The 15,625-nt window shown below is 29.1% G+C and carries 17 protein-coding genes and 5 tRNA genes; 17 read left to right on the forward strand and 5 right to left on the reverse strand.

Annotated elements, in window-relative coordinates; translation table 11 throughout:
• Positions 1 to 1,029 (forward strand): UDP-N-acetylglucosamine--N-acetylmuramyl-(pentapeptide) pyrophosphoryl-undecaprenol N-acetylglucosamine transferase, encoded by a 1,029-nt coding sequence (locus AFAEC_RS01515; protein WP_026806425.1) that lies wholly within the window; start codon positions 1 to 3, stop codon positions 1,027 to 1,029.
• Here AFAEC_RS01515 and AFAEC_RS01520 read toward each other — a convergent pair.
• Together AFAEC_RS01520 and AFAEC_RS01525 are read right to left on the reverse strand one after the other, a co-directional pair.
• The gene (locus tag AFAEC_RS01520; RefSeq protein ID WP_026806426.1) at positions 1,026 to 1,793 is read right to left on the reverse strand and encodes an undecaprenyl-diphosphate phosphatase; all 768 of its coding nucleotides are present in this window, start codon (positions 1,791 to 1,793) and stop codon (positions 1,026 to 1,028) included. The two genes, AFAEC_RS01515 and AFAEC_RS01520, sit on opposite strands and share 4 nt — an antisense overlap.
• Positions 1,790 to 2,464: an MqnA/MqnD/SBP family protein gene (locus tag AFAEC_RS01525; protein ID WP_026806427.1), complete on the reverse strand. Its 675-nt coding sequence runs from the start codon at positions 2,462 to 2,464 to the stop codon at positions 1,790 to 1,792. Before AFAEC_RS01525 ends, AFAEC_RS01520 begins: the two co-directional genes overlap by 4 nt.
• A gap of 72 nt (positions 2,465 to 2,536) precedes the next feature.
• On the opposite strand from AFAEC_RS01525, the gene AFAEC_RS01530 reads away from it, so the two are divergent.
• The 4 genes from AFAEC_RS01530 (at position 2,537) to glnA (ending at position 5,534) form a co-directional block, all read left to right on the forward strand.
• Complete coding sequence (locus AFAEC_RS01530) at positions 2,537 to 2,758, forward strand: MoaD/ThiS family protein (RefSeq protein WP_026806428.1); 222 nt, start codon at positions 2,537 to 2,539, stop codon at positions 2,756 to 2,758.
• Between the two features lies 1 nt (position 2,759).
• Positions 2,760 to 3,209, forward strand: a complete 450-nt coding sequence (locus AFAEC_RS01535) for a molybdopterin synthase catalytic subunit (protein WP_034216685.1) — start codon at positions 2,760 to 2,762, stop codon at positions 3,207 to 3,209.
• Positions 3,206 to 4,021 (forward strand): histidinol-phosphatase HisJ, encoded by an 816-nt coding sequence (hisJ, locus tag AFAEC_RS01540; protein ID WP_026806430.1) that lies wholly within the window; start codon positions 3,206 to 3,208, stop codon positions 4,019 to 4,021. The genes AFAEC_RS01535 and hisJ overlap by 4 nt, the downstream gene beginning before the upstream one ends.
• 85 nt (positions 4,022 to 4,106) lie before the next feature.
• A complete protein-coding gene (glnA, locus tag AFAEC_RS01545) occupies positions 4,107 to 5,534 on the forward strand; it encodes a type I glutamate--ammonia ligase (protein ID WP_026806431.1) in 1,428 nt (475 codons plus the stop codon).
• Between the two features lie 100 nt (positions 5,535 to 5,634).
• Here glnA and AFAEC_RS01550 read toward each other — a convergent pair whose 3' ends face one another.
• The 3 genes from AFAEC_RS01550 to gpmI are packed head-to-tail and all read right to left on the reverse strand — an operon-like array spanning position 5,635 to position 9,790.
• Positions 5,635 to 7,623, reverse strand: a complete 1,989-nt coding sequence (locus tag AFAEC_RS01550; protein WP_026806432.1) for a transglycosylase domain-containing protein — start codon at positions 7,621 to 7,623, stop codon at positions 5,635 to 5,637.
• A 5-nt stretch (positions 7,624 to 7,628) separates the two neighbouring features.
• Positions 7,629 to 8,318, reverse strand: a complete 690-nt coding sequence (locus AFAEC_RS01555) for an ATP-binding cassette domain-containing protein (RefSeq protein ID WP_026806433.1) — start codon at positions 8,316 to 8,318, stop codon at positions 7,629 to 7,631.
• Positions 8,315 to 9,790 (reverse strand): 2,3-bisphosphoglycerate-independent phosphoglycerate mutase, encoded by a 1,476-nt coding sequence (gene gpmI / locus AFAEC_RS01560; protein WP_026806434.1) that lies wholly within the window; start codon positions 9,788 to 9,790, stop codon positions 8,315 to 8,317. The genes AFAEC_RS01555 and gpmI overlap by 4 nt, the downstream gene beginning before the upstream one ends.
• A 69-nt stretch (positions 9,791 to 9,859) precedes the next feature.
• Between gpmI and mraY the strand changes: the two genes are divergently transcribed.
• The 12 genes from mraY (at position 9,860) to rplK (ending at position 15,558) form a co-directional block, all read left to right on the forward strand.
• A complete protein-coding gene (gene mraY, locus AFAEC_RS01565; protein ID WP_034216686.1) occupies positions 9,860 to 10,921 on the forward strand; it encodes a phospho-N-acetylmuramoyl-pentapeptide-transferase in 1,062 nt (353 codons plus the stop codon).
• Positions 10,922 to 10,924: 3 nt separating this feature from the next.
• The gene (gene murD, locus AFAEC_RS01570; protein WP_026806436.1) at positions 10,925 to 12,094 is read left to right on the forward strand and encodes a UDP-N-acetylmuramoyl-L-alanine--D-glutamate ligase; all 1,170 of its coding nucleotides are present in this window, start codon (positions 10,925 to 10,927) and stop codon (positions 12,092 to 12,094) included.
• A gap of 42 nt (positions 12,095 to 12,136) precedes the next feature.
• A tRNA-Phe gene (locus tag AFAEC_RS01575) sits at positions 12,137 to 12,212 on the forward strand.
• Between the two features lie 12 nt (positions 12,213 to 12,224).
• Positions 12,225 to 12,301 (forward strand) — tRNA-Thr (locus AFAEC_RS01580).
• Between the two features lie 57 nt (positions 12,302 to 12,358).
• A tRNA-Tyr gene (locus AFAEC_RS01585) sits at positions 12,359 to 12,443 on the forward strand.
• Between the two features lie 9 nt (positions 12,444 to 12,452).
• A tRNA-Gly gene (locus AFAEC_RS01590) sits at positions 12,453 to 12,529 on the forward strand.
• 211 nt (positions 12,530 to 12,740) lie between these two features.
• Positions 12,741 to 13,949 (forward strand): elongation factor Tu, encoded by a 1,209-nt coding sequence (gene tuf / locus AFAEC_RS01595; protein ID WP_026806437.1) that lies wholly within the window; start codon positions 12,741 to 12,743, stop codon positions 13,947 to 13,949.
• Between the two features lie 8 nt (positions 13,950 to 13,957).
• Complete coding sequence (rpmG, locus tag AFAEC_RS01600) at positions 13,958 to 14,128, forward strand: 50S ribosomal protein L33 (RefSeq protein WP_024775591.1); 171 nt, start codon at positions 13,958 to 13,960, stop codon at positions 14,126 to 14,128.
• 34 nt (positions 14,129 to 14,162) lie between these two features.
• A tRNA-Trp gene (locus AFAEC_RS01605) sits at positions 14,163 to 14,238 on the forward strand.
• 78 nt (positions 14,239 to 14,316) lie between these two features.
• A complete protein-coding gene (secE, locus tag AFAEC_RS01610; protein ID WP_026806438.1) occupies positions 14,317 to 14,499 on the forward strand; it encodes a preprotein translocase subunit SecE in 183 nt (60 codons plus the stop codon).
• Positions 14,500 to 14,508: 9 nt separating this feature from the next.
• Positions 14,509 to 15,036: a transcription termination/antitermination protein NusG gene (gene nusG, locus AFAEC_RS01615; protein WP_026806439.1), complete on the forward strand. Its 528-nt coding sequence runs from the start codon at positions 14,509 to 14,511 to the stop codon at positions 15,034 to 15,036.
• 96 nt (positions 15,037 to 15,132) lie between these two features.
• Entirely contained in the window at positions 15,133 to 15,558 is a 426-nt protein-coding gene (rplK, locus tag AFAEC_RS01620) for a 50S ribosomal protein L11 (protein WP_026806440.1), read from the forward strand.
• Positions 15,559 to 15,625: the final 67 nt, after the last annotated feature.

Raw genomic sequence — 15,625 nt, forward strand, 5'->3', positions numbered from 1 at the left:
ATGATTAATATTGTAGTAGTAACTGGTGGAGGAACAGGAGGGCATCTAAAAATAGCGGATGTTTTTATCGATGAGTTTGTAAAAAGAGGTTTTGAAGTTATTTATATTGGTTCTACTTATGGACAAGATAGAACTTGGTTTGAAAATGATAAAAGAATAAAAGAGATAATTTTTTTAAATACAAGTGGAGTTGTAAATAAAAAGGGCATTAAAAAAATATTTTCTCTTTTGAATATTTTTTATAAAGCTTTTTATTGTTTAAAAATTTTAAAAAAATATGAAGTTAAAAAAGTTATTTCTGTTGGTGGATTTTCAGCTGCTAGTGCTAGTATTGCAACAATATTTAAGAAAGATTGTGAACTTTTTTTACATGAACAAAACTCAAAAATAGGTGCGTTAAATCAAAAAACTTTAAAATATACAAAAAAAGCTTATTCCTCTTTTCACAATTTCTCACCTGTAAAAGATTATCCTGTTGATTTAAAGTTTTTTCAAAATGCAAGAATAAGAAAAGAGCTTAAAACTATTGCTTTTTTTGGTGGTTCTCAAGGAGCAGTTGCTATAAATAATTTTGCACTAAAAATTGCTTCAAAATTAAATGAAATGGGTATAAAAATTATTCATCAAGCTGGAAGAAATGATTTTCTAAGAGTTAAAGAGGAGTATGAAAAACTAGGAGTTAAAGCAGATGTTTTTGATTTTACAAAAGATATTTTAGAAAAGATGAAAGAGTCAGATTTTTGTGTAAGTAGAGCTGGAGCTTCTACACTTTTTGAACTTTGTGCAAATAATCTTCCAACTTTTTTTATTCCATTTAAATATGCAGCTTCAAATCATCAATATTATAATGCAAAAGCTTTACTAGATAAAAATTTATGTTTTTTACAAAATGAAGATGAGTTAAATGAAATTGAGTTTTTAGATATTTTAAAAAGTGCAAATCTTGAGAAGATTAGCCTTGGTTTAAAAGATTTCATTAAACCAAAAGCTATAGAAAAAATTGTTGATGATATTTTATCTGAGAATTAAAACATTAAAAGAATTAAAATTCCAAATAAAATTCTATAAATACCAAAAGCTACAAAAGTAAATTTTTCTAAAAATTTTAAAAAAAGTTTAATTACAAATAGAGCAACTAAAAAGGATACTATAAATCCAATAGCAAGATTTAAAAAATTTCCATCTTGTAAAATTTCTTCATAATTTTTATAAATATCATAAAAAGTTGTAGCACACATAACGGGAAATGCAAGTAAAAATGAGAATTCAGCACTAGTCTTTCTATTTAGACCTACAAGCATAGCTCCAATTATACTTGCTCCTGCACGGCTTGTTCCTGGAATTAGAGCAAAAATTTGAGCAAGTCCAATATAAAAAGCTTGTTTAAAGCTTACATCTTCAACATCAGAAATATGTTTCTCTTTCTCATCATAAAATTTCTCAACAATTAAAAAAACGATTCCACCAATAATAAACATATAAGCAACAATTTCAATACTAAACATATCTTTTATCTGTTTTGCAAATAAAAATCCAATAGCTCCAATAGGAATAAATGCTAAGGCAATTTTTAACCAAAGATTTATATGTTTAAATGTAAATTTAGAAGGATATACAAAAATAAGTGCCATAATTGCTGCAAATTGAATTATTATTTCAAAAGCTTTATTTACATTATTTTGTTCTAAACCTAAAAGTTCACTTAGAACTATTAAGTGACCAGTTGATGAAACAGGAATAAACTCTGTTAAACCTTCAATTATTCCTAAAAATATAGCATCAAATATACTCATAATATTCCTTTTTCTTTTGTTAATTTTAAAAATAGTTTTAAAGCTCTTTTCTCTTTATATCCAATATCGTAATCTATTTTTGTAAGATATTTTACTATCTCATTTTTTGATATTCCACTTCTTTTTGAGTAGATTTCTAAGATATATTGTGGAATCTTTATCTTTTTCTTATCAAAATTTTTTGTAAGATTTTTGAGCCTTTTTTCATATTTGTTGTAGCATAAAGTTGCAAAAACAAATGGAAGTTTGTATTTATCTTGCCAAAATTTTGCTAAATCTATTATTTTTTCATCTTTATTGTTTTTATTTTCAATAAAAAATTTTAAAGCTTTATCTCCAATGATTACCTCACCATTTAATTCTAAAACTTTTGCCAAAGCATTTGAAGTTTTTGATTGAAAATCATCTTTTCTCTTTTTATTTGGTAAAATTAAAACGGAATCAACCTCTTTTCTTGCAATTATTCCAAAATCTAAGAATTTCTCATTTCTTGAACCAATTGAAGAGATAAAAGCACTATGAACTTTCCTTTTTTTAAAGTTATTTGTAATAATTGAAGGATAAGATTTTTTATACTCTATACTTGATTTAAGTTGATTTGATTTTATATTTTTTTTGATATAAATGTGAAAAGGTAATAAATTTATAAAGTCTATCTTTGAAAAAATCATAAAATATAAGCCTTTATTTGTTTTAAAATAAAGCTGATATAATAGTATAAAAATAATAAGAGAGGGTTAAAAATGGTAAAAGTCGAATTTTTAGGTCCGATAAATAAAGCTGATTTGAGTTTGGATATAAAAAATTTAAGTGAACTTAGTAATATTTTAAAAAATGATAAAGAAATCTCTTCTTGGCTTGAATCTTGTGCAGTTGCTATAAATGATACACTTGTAAACAATAGAGATTTTGAACTAAAAAGTGGAGATAGAATTAGTATTCTTCCTCCTGTTTGTGGGGGTTGATTTGTATAGTGAAGATTTACAAATACATAATGGTAGTTTAGAAGTAGAAAAAATTCATAATACTTGGTACAACAAATATAAAAATTTAAATTATGGTGCTTTTATTACATTTGTAGGAATAATAAGAGACGAAAATGAGATAGATGGACTCTCTTTTGATGTTTATGAACCAATACTTAAATCTTGGTTTAACTCTTGGCAAGAAAAAGCAAAAAAACAAAGTGCAATAGTTTTTTTAGCTCATAGTTGTGGAGATGTAGTTAATCATACAAGCTCATATATAGCAGGGGTTTGTAGTCCAAAAAGAAGAGTTGCTCTTGAGTTAATTGATGAGTTTGTAGAGGATTTCAAAAAAAATGCTCCTATTTGGAAATATGATTTAAAAGCTGGACAAAGAATTTATGCAAAAGATAGGAGTCAAAAAATAGATGGAGCAGGTATTTTAGTATGAGTGAAGTAGAAAAAAAGAGTTTAAGAGTAGATTTACATAATCATACAACACTTTGTAATCATGCAAGTGGAACAGTTGATGAGTATCTACAAAGAGCAATAGAGTTAGGAATTGATGAATATGGTTTTGCTTGTCATGCTCCTATGAATTTTGATCCAAAATATAGAATGAAACTTGAAGAGAGAGTAGTTTATGAGAATTGGGTAAATGAGGCAAAAGAAAAATATAAAAATAGTATAAGAGTTCTTTTAGGCTATGAAGTTGATTATTTAAAAGGTTTTATGTTAGATGAGATTTTAAATGCAAAAGTTGATTATCTAATAGGCTCTGTACATTTTTTGCAAAATAAAAATGAGATGTGGGGCTTTGATAACCCTGAATTTATTGGTGTTTATGAAAGTGTTGATATTGATAAAGTTTGGGAAGAGTATTTTGAGGCTATAAAATCTATGGCAAAAACAAATTATTTTGATATTGTTGGACATTTAGATTTGATAAAAGTTTTTAGATTTTTACCAAAGAAAGATGTTAGATTGATTGCAAAAGATGCTTTAAAAGAGATAAAAAAAGCAAATATGGTTTTAGAGATAAATCCAGCAGGTTTACGAAAACCAATAGAGCAAACCTATCCATCAAAAGAGCTTTTAGAAGAGGCTTATAGTTTAGGAATAGATATAACTTTTGGTTCAGATGCACATAGTGTGGAACATATAGGATTTGGTTATCTTGAAGCTACAACTCTTGCAAAAAGTGTAGGGTACACAAAGTGTGTAAGTTTTGAAAATAGAGATAAAAGATTTGTGAATTTTTAAATATTTTTTAAAATATCTTTTGCTTTATCTATATTTTTTTAAAATTTAGATAAAATCTTAACTTAAATTTTTTGGAGTTAAAAAAATGGGAAAATTTGTAAATAGTATAGAAGAGTTTTTTAATTTTTCTAAAGATAATGAAGTAAAATTTGTAGATTTTAGATTTACTGATATGAAAGGTACATGGCATCATGTAACATATAATTTTAAAGCAATAAATAGTGATTTATTAGCAAATGGTATGCCTTTTGATGGTTCTTCAATTGATGCTTGGCAACCAATTCACAAATCTGATATGATATTAAAACCAGATGTTCAAACTGCATTTTTAGACCCATTTACAGCTGATAGTACAATTATTGTTATTTGTGATGTTTATGATATTTATGAAAATAAAATGTATGAAAAATGTCCAAGATCAATAGCAAAAAAGGCAGTAGAGTATCTTGCAGAAGCAAATGTTGGAGATGTTGCTTACTTTGGTCCTGAAAATGAATTTTTTATTTTTGATGATGTAAAAATAAAAGATCATGGAAATGAGTCATACTATAGGGTTGATAGTGAAGATGGCGAGTGGAATAGTGCAAGAGATTATGAAGGTGGAAATATTGGACATAGAAGTGGACTTAAAGGTGGATATTTCCCAGTAGCTCCAATTGATAATGGGGTTGATTTAAGAGCTGAAATGATGCAAGTTTTAGAGCAAGTTGGTCTTGAAGTAACTTTAGGGCATCATGAAGTTGCTCAAGGACAACATGAAATTGGTATTGTTTTTGGAGATTTAATTGAAGCTAGTGATAATGTTCAAAAACTAAAATATGTAATAAAAATGGTAGCTCACTTAAATGGTAAATCTGCAACATTTATGCCAAAACCACTTTATGGAGATAATGGAAGTGGAATGCATGTTCACCAAAGTATTTGGAAAAATGGTAAAAATCTTTTCTATAAAAAAGGTGAATATGGAAATTTAAGTGATATGGCAAGATGGTATATAGGTGGTATATTTAAACATGCAAGAGCTGTTGCTGCATTCACAAATCCATCAACAAACTCTTATAAAAGATTGATTCCTGGATTTGAAGCACCATCAATTTTGACTTATTCTTCTCAAAATAGAAGTGCATCTTGTAGAATTCCTTATGGAGCAACTGAAAAATCAACAAGAATAGAGATGAGATTCCCTGATTCTACAGCTTGTCCATATTTAGCATTTTCGGCTATGCTTATGGCTGGACTTGATGGAATAAAAAATAAATACGAACCAATTGGTCCTATGGATGATGATTTATATGAACTTACTTTAGATGAGATTAGAGAACGAGATATTCCTCAAATGCCTCATACTTTAAGAGGTTCTTTAGAGTCTTTAATAAGAGATAATGAGTTCTTAAAACCAGTATTTACTAAAAAAATGATAGATATATATCAACACTATAAGTTTTCAACTCAAGTTTGGCCTTATGAAGCTAGACCTACACCTTTTGAGTTTAAAACTATGTACTCATGCTAATAAAAATAATTTTTAAGTAAAAAGGAGAGAGTTTTATACTCTCTCCTTTTTTTATTATTTTTAAACTAGTTCAGATAAAATCTGAGCTTAAAATAATTCTTTAAAACTCCATTGTATTAGGATCAGAAATAGATTGTTCTATAATTATTTGTGAATCTACATCAGGCAGTGGAGATTTATCTGTATAAAGTTCAGTTTTTCCACCAATTTCACCACTATAAACATTATTTGGTTTTGTAAATGTTCTTGGAATTTCAGGATGAATTTCAAGGTATTTCTTATAAAAATATGAGAACGCTGGAGCTGCTATTGTTCCACCCATTTCTGCTCTTCTCATTGGAGTATTATCATCATTTCCAAACCAAACTATTGTTTGAATAGATGGAGAATATCCACAAAACCAAGCATCTACATTTTCATTTGTTGTTCCAGTTTTTCCTGCAAGTTCAATACCTGTAACAGCAGCTCTTTTTCCAGTACCTTTTGTGATAACATCTTGTAATATTGATGTTGTAAGGTAGGCTTGTTCAGGAGTTGTAATTTCTACTTTTTCTGTTTCAAATGTTGTTGTATTTCCATCTTTATCTATAATTTGTTCAACAATATATGGTTTTACCATTGTTCCACCGTTAGATAAAACTGTATATGCTTGAGAAAATTCAATTAAAGATAAGTTCATAGAGCCTAAAGCTAGTGATAAATCTTGATTTACATTTTTAAATCCATATCTCTTAAGTTCATTTGCAACTTTTCCTATTCCAATATCTGTAACTAAATTTAGAGTTGAAAGGTTCCTTGAATGTGTTAAGGAGTCTCTAAAGCTAACTATCCCTTGAAAATTTCCACCAGAATTTTTTGGTTGCCATTTCTTTTGAACACCTCCAACACTATATGTATAAGTTCTTCCAATATCAAAAAGTTGGCTTGCAGGATTATACCCTTCATCTAAGGCAATTTGATATAAAAATGGCTTTATAGCACTTCCTGCTTGTCTGATTGATTGAAAAGCTCTATTAAATACTGAAATTTGATAATCAACTCCACCTATAAGAGCCAAAATTTTACCAGTACTATTTTCAAGAGTTATCATAGCAGCATTTAACTCTTTTGTAAAAGCATCATTTGTTGGATTTTTTGAGTTTTGTCTAATATCAAAATCTCTTTTTTTAGACTCTTCATAAGATTTTCTGATAGCTTCATTTGCTATTTCTTGAGCTTCTAAATCTATAGTTAAATATACTTTATAACCTCCCGATAGTATGTCAGGAAAATCATTTGATAATTGATTTATAGCATAATCAACTGCATAGGGAGCAACATTTTGAGTTAAAGTTTGATTAAAAATGACTGGTTTCTCATTCATAGAATTTTCATATTGCTCTTTACTAATCCAACCTAGAGTATCAAGTCTTGTAATTACTTGGTTCGCACGTGCGAGTGAAACTTCTAGATTTTTTGTAGGGTCATAAAAACTTGGTGCTCTTGGAAGTCCAACTAAAATTGCTATCTCTTTTAAACTAAGTTCATATAGCTCTTTTTTAAAATATCCTTTTGCAGCAGTTTTAATACCATAATAACCATGTCCAAAATATACATGATTTAAATATCGCTCTAAAATTTCCTCTTTTGTAAGAATAGTTTCAAGTCTAATTGCGAGAAGTGCTTCTTTTACTTTTCTCATAAGTTTTTTTTCTCTACTTAAAACTAATACTTTTATTAGTTGCTGAGTTAATGTACTTGCACCTTCACTATATCCACCAGATTTTATATTTTTAATCATTGCTCTACTAATTGCATCTGGATTGATTCCAAAGTGTTCAAAAAATTGAGTATCTTCAATAGCAACTAATCCTTCAATTACTCGTGCAGGGATATCATCATATTTTACATATTCTCTATTCTCTTCTTTAAAAGTATTTGCAAGAAGTTTTCCATTTTTATCAAAAAATTGAGTACTCTGTTTTGGTTGATAGTTTACAACGCTATTTATATCATCTTTTATCTCTTCATATAAATCATATAAATAAATAGTTGCAACAAGACCTACAATAATTGATATTGCAAAAAAGAGTTTTATAAAGAATTTCATCATATTTAAGTCCTAAATTTTTTGTTTTTAAAGCTTGAGTTTAAAAGTTGTTTTGTATATTCATCTTTTGGATTATTTAAAATATTATTTGTTTCGCCAAATTCAATAATTTTACCATTTTTTATAATAATTGTATCATCACAAATCTCTTTAATTGTTTCTATATCGTGAGTTACAAAAAGTATTTTAATATTAAGTTTATCTTTCAAATCTTTGACAATATTTATAATATTTGTTTTATTCTCAAAATCAAGAGCAGTTGTAGGTTCATCTAATAAAAGAAGTTTTATATTACGGCTAATAGCAATGGCAATAACAACTCTTTGAATCTGTCCACCACTAATTTGAGAAGGGTATTTTTCTAAAATATCTAAGGGTAGATTTAAAAGTGAAAAAACCTCTCTCTTTTTCTCTTCACTACAAAATATTTGATTTTTTATCTTTGTCATTTGAGATAGTGAAGTAAAAGGATTTTGAGGAATAAAACCAATAGTATTAAAATTTAATTCAAAATCACTACTTATATCTTTTTCTATAATTAAAGAATTTGGAAGTAAATTTAAAATAGCTTTTAATGTTAGCGATTTTCCACTTCCACTCTCTCCAATTAAAGCAGTGGAAGTAGATATTGTAAAATTGATATCAACTAAATTTTTACTATTTGAACTAATTTTTAACTTTTTTATCTCTATCAAATTAGTGGTTCGTCCATCTCTTTTGGAATTTCAAGATTCATTAGTTTTAAAATTGTTGGTGCAATATTATTTAAACTACCCTCTTTTACTTTTGTTACATTTGGTGCAAGAACAAAACAGTAAACATCTCCAACAGTATGATTTGTAAGAGTATTTCCATCTTCATCTTTCATCATTTCACAATTTCCATGATCTGATGTTAAAACTATATTGTAGTTACTATTTTTTGCTTCTTCAACTATTAATCCTAACTCATAATCAACAGCTTCAACAGCTTTTATTGCAGCTTCATAAACTCCTGTATGTCCAACCATATCACCATTTGCAAAGTTTACAACTATAAAATCAGTTCCATTCTTCATAGCAGTACGTACAGCATCTCCTACTTCTGGTGCTGACATTTGGGGTTGTAAATCATAGGTTGCAACATTTGGAGATGGAATTAAAACTCTAGTTTCATTTAAAAATGGCTCTTCGACTCCACCATTAAAGAAAAAAGTTACATGGGCATATTTTTCAGTTTCAGCAGTATGTAGTTGAGTTAATCCAGCATTTGAGATAATTTCTGCTAGAGTATTTGTTGGATTATCTTTAGGGAAAATTACAGGAATTTCTACATTTTTATCATATTCAGTCATACTTGCTAAATTTAAATTTAATTTTTTTGTAGTAAACTCTTTAAAATTTTTTTTTGCAAAAACACTAGAAAGTTCTCTTGCTCTATCACTTCTAAAGTTACAAAAAATTATTCCATCATTATCTTTTATTCCTTCAAAGCCATCAAAAGCAGTAGGAATAATAAATTCATCAAAAATCTCATTTTTATATGAAGTATCTACAAAATCTAAGATATTTTGTGAAGTTTTAGGAGAGCAGTTTACCATTGAATTATATGCTTTTTCAACTCTGTCCCAACGATTGTCTCTATCCATTCCATAATATCTTCCACCAATTGTTGCTATTTTTATATCATCATTACAAATATTTAAAATTTGTTGAATATAAATTTTTGCACAATTTGGTGCTACATCTCTTCCATCTGTTATTAAATGAAGCCAAACTTTTTTTCCAAAACTTTGTGAAATTTTAGCCATTGCAATAATATGGTCAATATGTGAGTGAACACCACCATCACTAACAAGACCAATTAAATGAATATTATTTGAATTTGTTATTGTATTTTTTACAATTTTATTCTCTTTTAATGTATCATTTTTTATTGCTAAATGAATTTTTACTAAATCCTGATATAAAACTCTTCCACTTCCAATAGTCATATGCCCAACTTCACTATTTCCCATTTGATTTTCTGGTAATCCAACATACTCTCCATATGTATGAATTAAACTATAAGGAACATTCGAAAAAAGGTAGTCATAAGTTGGTTTTTTTGCATTACAAAAAGCATTGAAATTATTTGAACTGTTATGCCCAATACCATCTGTGATAATTAATACTGTTTTATTACTCATTTATTTAAACCTTTTAAAATCTTTAATATATTATAATCGCGATTATTATATCAAAATCAAGGTTTAATTTTGTTTTACTGGCTCTACCGACATTTAGAAATCAATATCTTTCAATATATTTCAGTTCGTGCAGGAATTAGCTTCTTTTTAGCTTTCGTTTTAACTATGTATCTAATGCCAAAATTTATAAGATGGGCGAGGGCAAAGAAAGCTTCTCAACCAATTTATGAATTAGCTCCAGAAGCTCATAAAATAAAAGCAGGAACTCCAACTATGGGAGGAGTTATATTTATTTTTTCAACAATAATTGCCACAATCTTAACAGCAAAATTAAATAATTTTTATATTGTTGGTGGACTTTTAACTTTAGCACTTTTTTCATTAATTGGTATTCAAGATGATTATAAAAAAATAAGTAAAGCAAGAAATAGTGCAGGTCTAAGTGCTAGAATGAAACTTCTGTTTCAATTTTTAAGTGCAGGAATTGTTGTAGGAATGTTATATTATTTTGGACATACAAGTGATTTATATACACCATTTTATAAGTATCCTATCTTTGAAATGGGTGCTTTTGCAATAGTTTTTTGGATGTTTGTAGTTGTTGGTTCATCAAATGCAGTTAATCTTACAGATGGTCTTGATGGTCTTGCAACTGTTCCCTCTATTTTAGCTTTTACTACTTTATCTATTTTAGTTTATGTTGTTGGACATATTGGATTTGCTAATTATTTATTAATGCCAAGTATTAGTATCGCAGGTGAATTAGCCGTTATGGGAGCTGCTATTTGTGGAGCTTTGATTGGATTTTTATGGTTTAATGCTTATCCTGCTGAAGTTTTTATGGGAGATAGTGGTTCTTTACCATTGGGAGCTTTTATGGGATATTTAGCAATTGTTTCAAAATCTGAACTTCTTCTTTTAGCTATTGGCTTTATATTTGTTTTAGAGACGGTTTCTGTTATGCTTCAAGTTGGGTCTTATAAATTGAGACAAAAAAGAGTTTTTTTAATGGCTCCTATTCATCACCATTTTGAGCAAAAAGGTTGGAAAGAGAATAAAATAATTGTGAGATTTTGGATAATATCATTTATGGCAAATCTTATTGCTCTATCTAGTTTAAAGTTGAGATAATTTATGAAAGATTTAGAAAATTTAAGAATTTTAGGAAAAGGTAAAACTGCTCTTGCTCTAAAAAAGAGATTTCCTAGTGCAAAGCTTTTTGATGACAATGATTTTGATGTTTTTGATAAAAGTTCGGAAGATTTAACTATTGTGAGTCCTGGAATTCCACCACATAATAAGCTTGTGTTAAACTCTAAAAATATCTCTAGTGATTATGATCTGTTTTATGATGATATACCTTTTTCTATATGGATAAGTGGTACAAATGGAAAAACAACAACGACTCAAATGTGTCAGCATTTATTAGAAAAATTTAACTCTTGTTATGGTGGAAATATTGGAGTTCCTTTAAGTGGTCTTGATAAAAACAAGAAAATATGGATACTTGAAACTTCATCTTTTACTCTTCACTATACACAAAGAGCAAAACCAAATATATATATTCTTTTACCAATTACTGAGGATCACATAACTTGGCATGGAAGTTTTGATGAGTATAAAAATGCAAAATTAAAACCTCTATTATTAATGAATGAAAATGATGTCGCAATAATTCCTAGTGAGTTTAAAGATTTTAAAACTAATGCACATACTATATATTATAGTTGTAGTGATGATTTATGTTTACATTTTAATATTGATAAAAATAAAATTGAGTTTAATGAACCTTTTTTATTAGATGCTATTATGGCAATTGTTGCTAGAAAAATAATTTTTGATGATATAGATTATGATTTAATAAACTCTTATAAAATTGATAAACATAAAGTTGAAGAGTTTAGAGATAGTAAAAATAGATTATGGATTGATGATAGTAAGGCTACAAATTATGATGCAACAATAAATGCACTTATTCCATATAAAGATAAAAATATACATATAATATTAGGTGGTGATGATAAAGGTGCTAGTTTAGAAGTTCTCTTTGAAAATATTAAGGATTTAGATATTTTTGTTTATGCAATAGGTTCAAATATGAGAAGAGTTATGAATTACTGTAAAGAATATAATATCAAAGTAATGGAGTGTCAATTTTTAGAAATAGCTGTTAAAAATATAGATAAAAATTTAAAAGAAAATAGTATAGGAATATTATCTCCAGCAGCTGCTTCTCTTGACCAATTTAAATCATATGCAGAAAGAGGGGATGAATTTAAGAAATTTGTAAATAATTTAAGTTAATATTAATATTATTACTTGTATAATTGCACTCCAATTTGCAGTGGTTCGATAGCTCAGTCGGTAGAGCAAAGGATTGAAAATCCTTGTGTCGACAGTTCGATTCTGTCTCGAACCACCATTTTGATTTGGTGCTGGTGTAGCTCAGTTGGCTAGAGCAGCTGATTTGTAATCAGCAGGTCGGGGGTTCAACTCCCTTCACCAGCTCCATATTTGTCTTGCGTAAGTTTAAGAAACAGCGCTTGACCAGAACAATAATTTTACAACGGTGAGGTTGGAGAGTGGTCAAATCCTGCGGACTGTAAATCCGCCGCCTACGGCTTCGAAGGTTCAAATCCTTCTCTCACCACCACGCAATGTTGCGGGAGTAGCTCAGTTGGCTAGAGCTTCTGCCTTCCAAGCAGACTGTCGCGAGTTCGAGTCTCGTCTCCCGCTCCATATTTATTGATTACTGGGAGCTGAGTTATAACGCAATTATTTTTATAACTCTTTACATTTATATCTCCCAATTAATTTAATTTTTAGTATTTAAGTAATATAATACGCATCACATTTGTGAATAACAAATCCCCTCTGAATAGAGAAGCCAAAGAAGGCTTATCTACTCAGAGGGCAAAATAAGTAAAATAAATTTAGAAGGGGAATTCCTATGGCAAAAGAAAAGTTTTCAAGAAATAAGCCACACGTAAATATCGGTACAATTGGTCACGTTGACCACGGTAAAACTACTACAACTGCTGCTATTTCAGCTGTATTGGCATTAAAATATGGTGGAGAGATGAAAGATTACGATCAAATCGATAACGCTCCAGAAGAGAGAGAAAGAGGGATTACTATTGCTACTTCTCACATTGAGTATGAAACAGATAAAAGACACTATGCACACGTAGATTGTCCAGGACACGCGGATTATGTTAAAAACATGATTACTGGTGCTGCACAAATGGACGGAGCTATCTTAGTTATTGCTTCAACTGATGGACCAATGGCACAAACAAGAGAGCATATCTTACTTTCTAAACAAGTAGGTGTTCCTTATATCGTTGTATTCTTAAATAAAGAAGATCAATTAGATCCAGCAGATAAAGATGAAATGTTAGAATTAGTTGAAATGGAAATTAGAGAATTATTATCTACTTATGATTTCCCAGGTGATGATACTCCAATCGTAGCTGGTTCAGCATTTAGAGCATTAGAAGAAGCTAAAGCTGGTTCAGTTGGACCATGGGCTGAAAAAATTGTTGCTTTAATGAATGCAGTTGATGAGTATATCCCAACTCCAGAAAGAGATACAGACAAACCATTCTTAATGCCTGTTGAAGATGTATTTTCAATTTCAGGAAGAGGAACAGTTGTTACTGGAAGAATTGAATTAGGAACTATCAAAGTTGGTGAAGAGATCGAAATCGTTGGATTTGGTGATACAAGAAAAACAACAGTTACTGGTGTTGAGATGTTCAGAAAAGAGATGGATCAAGGTCAAGCTGGAGATAACTGCGGTATTCTTTTAAGAGGTGTTAAAAAAGAAGAAGTAGAAAGAGGACAAGTTCTTTGTAAGCCAGGAACAATTAAACCTCATACAGAATTTAAATGTGAAGTTTATATTCTTTCAAAAGAAGAAGGTGGAAGACATACTCCATTCTTTAGTGGATATAGACCACAATTCTATGTTAGAACAACAGATGTTACAGGTTCTTGTACATTAGCTGAAGGTACTGAAATGGTTATGCCAGGTGATAATGTTGAGATGACTGTACAATTAGTTGCTCCAATTGCTCTTGAAAAAGGAACTAAGTTTGCTATTAGAGAGGGTGGAAGAACTGTTGGTGCTGGAGTTGTTTCAGAAATCATTAAATAAGGATTATTATGGCAAATGCGGTAAGAATCAAAATTGGATTAAAATGTCAAGAGAGTGGAGATATTAACTACACTACTTGGAAAAATCCAAAAACTCATACTGAAAAGTTTGAAGTTAGAAAATATTGTCCAAGATTAAAAAAACATACTACTCATAAAGAAGTAAAATTAAAATCTTGATAATTTAAGCTTGAGATAATTTCTCAAGCTTTATAGGTCAGTAGCTCCAATGGTAGAGCATCGGATTCCAAATCCGAGTGATGGGGGTTCGAGTCCCTCCTGGCCTGCCACTAAATTTTTTTAAAAGAAGTTTTCTCTTTTTTTAAAAGAATTTATAAACTACTATATGTAGATAAATGGAGTAAACTGTGAGCAAAGTAGAGAATTATTTTAATAGTGTAAAATCAGAATTATCAAAAGTGATTTTTCCAATAAAAGAGCAAATTAGAACTGCTTATATTTCAGTATTTATTGTTGTTACAGTAATAGCTCTATTTTTAGCTTTAATTGATGGAATTATGTCAATTAGCTTATCTTCAATTATTAATTAAGGAAAATAAATGGCACATAAATGGTATGCAATACAGACATATTCAGGAAGTGAACTTACTGTTAAAAGAGCTTTACTAAAGCTAGCTGAAGAGATGGCTGATGAGAAAATTGCTGAAGTTTTAGTACCAACAGAAGATTTAATTGAGGTAAAAAAAGGTAAAAAAGTAATTATTGAAAGACCTTTATATCCTGCTTATGCTTTTGCAAAAATTGATTTAGATACAGCACTTTGGCATAGAATACAATCAATGCCAAAGGTTGGAAGATTTATTGGTGAATCAAAAAAACCAACTGCTTTAAGTGATAAAGATATCAATCTTATTTTGGAAAAAGCTAAAAATAAAGCTGCAGCAAAACCAAAAATCTCTTTTGATGAAGGTGAAATGGTAAGAATAAATGAAGGACCATTTGCAAACTTCAATGGAATTGTTGAAGATTTTGATTTGGTTTCGGGTGTATTAAAATTAAATGTTTCTATATTTGGAAGAAATACACCAGTTGAAATCTCTTATACTCAAGTTGAGAGAATAGTTTAAGTTTTAATTTAGGCATTAGGCAAAGAAACTTGCTTCAATTTAGTTTTTTTGCCTAATGTCTAATCATTAAAATCATTTAATTTTTAAAGGAATAGCATGGCTAAGAAAGTTCAAGGATATTTAAAACTGCAAATACCAGCAGGAGCGGCAAATCCATCACCACCAGTAGGACCTGCATTAGGTCAAAGAGGTGTTAATATTATGGAATTTTGTAAAGCATTTAATGAAAAAACAAAAGATAAAGCTGGATATAGATTACCAGTTGTTCTTACAATTTATACAGATAAAAGCTTTACTTTTGAAGTAAAACAACCACCAATGACAGAATTAATTAAAAAAGTTTCTGGAATTAAAAAAGGAAGTAGTAATCCTCTTAAACAAAAAGTCGGAAAACTATCAAAAGAGCAAATTATGGAAATCGTTGATATGAAAATCAAAGATTTAAATACTGATGATAGAGAAGTTGCTGCAAAAATTGTTGCAGGAAGTGCAAGATCTATAGGAATTGATACAGAGTTATAATTCTATATTTGAATTAAAATGAATAAGGGTATAACCACTAGCCTTTAATTTAAGTGGTAGCAAAAAA

It is taken from the genome of Aliarcobacter faecis, from assembly GCF_013201705.1.
In the GTDB taxonomy this organism is placed as follows: domain Bacteria; phylum Campylobacterota; class Campylobacteria; order Campylobacterales; family Arcobacteraceae; genus Aliarcobacter; species Aliarcobacter faecis.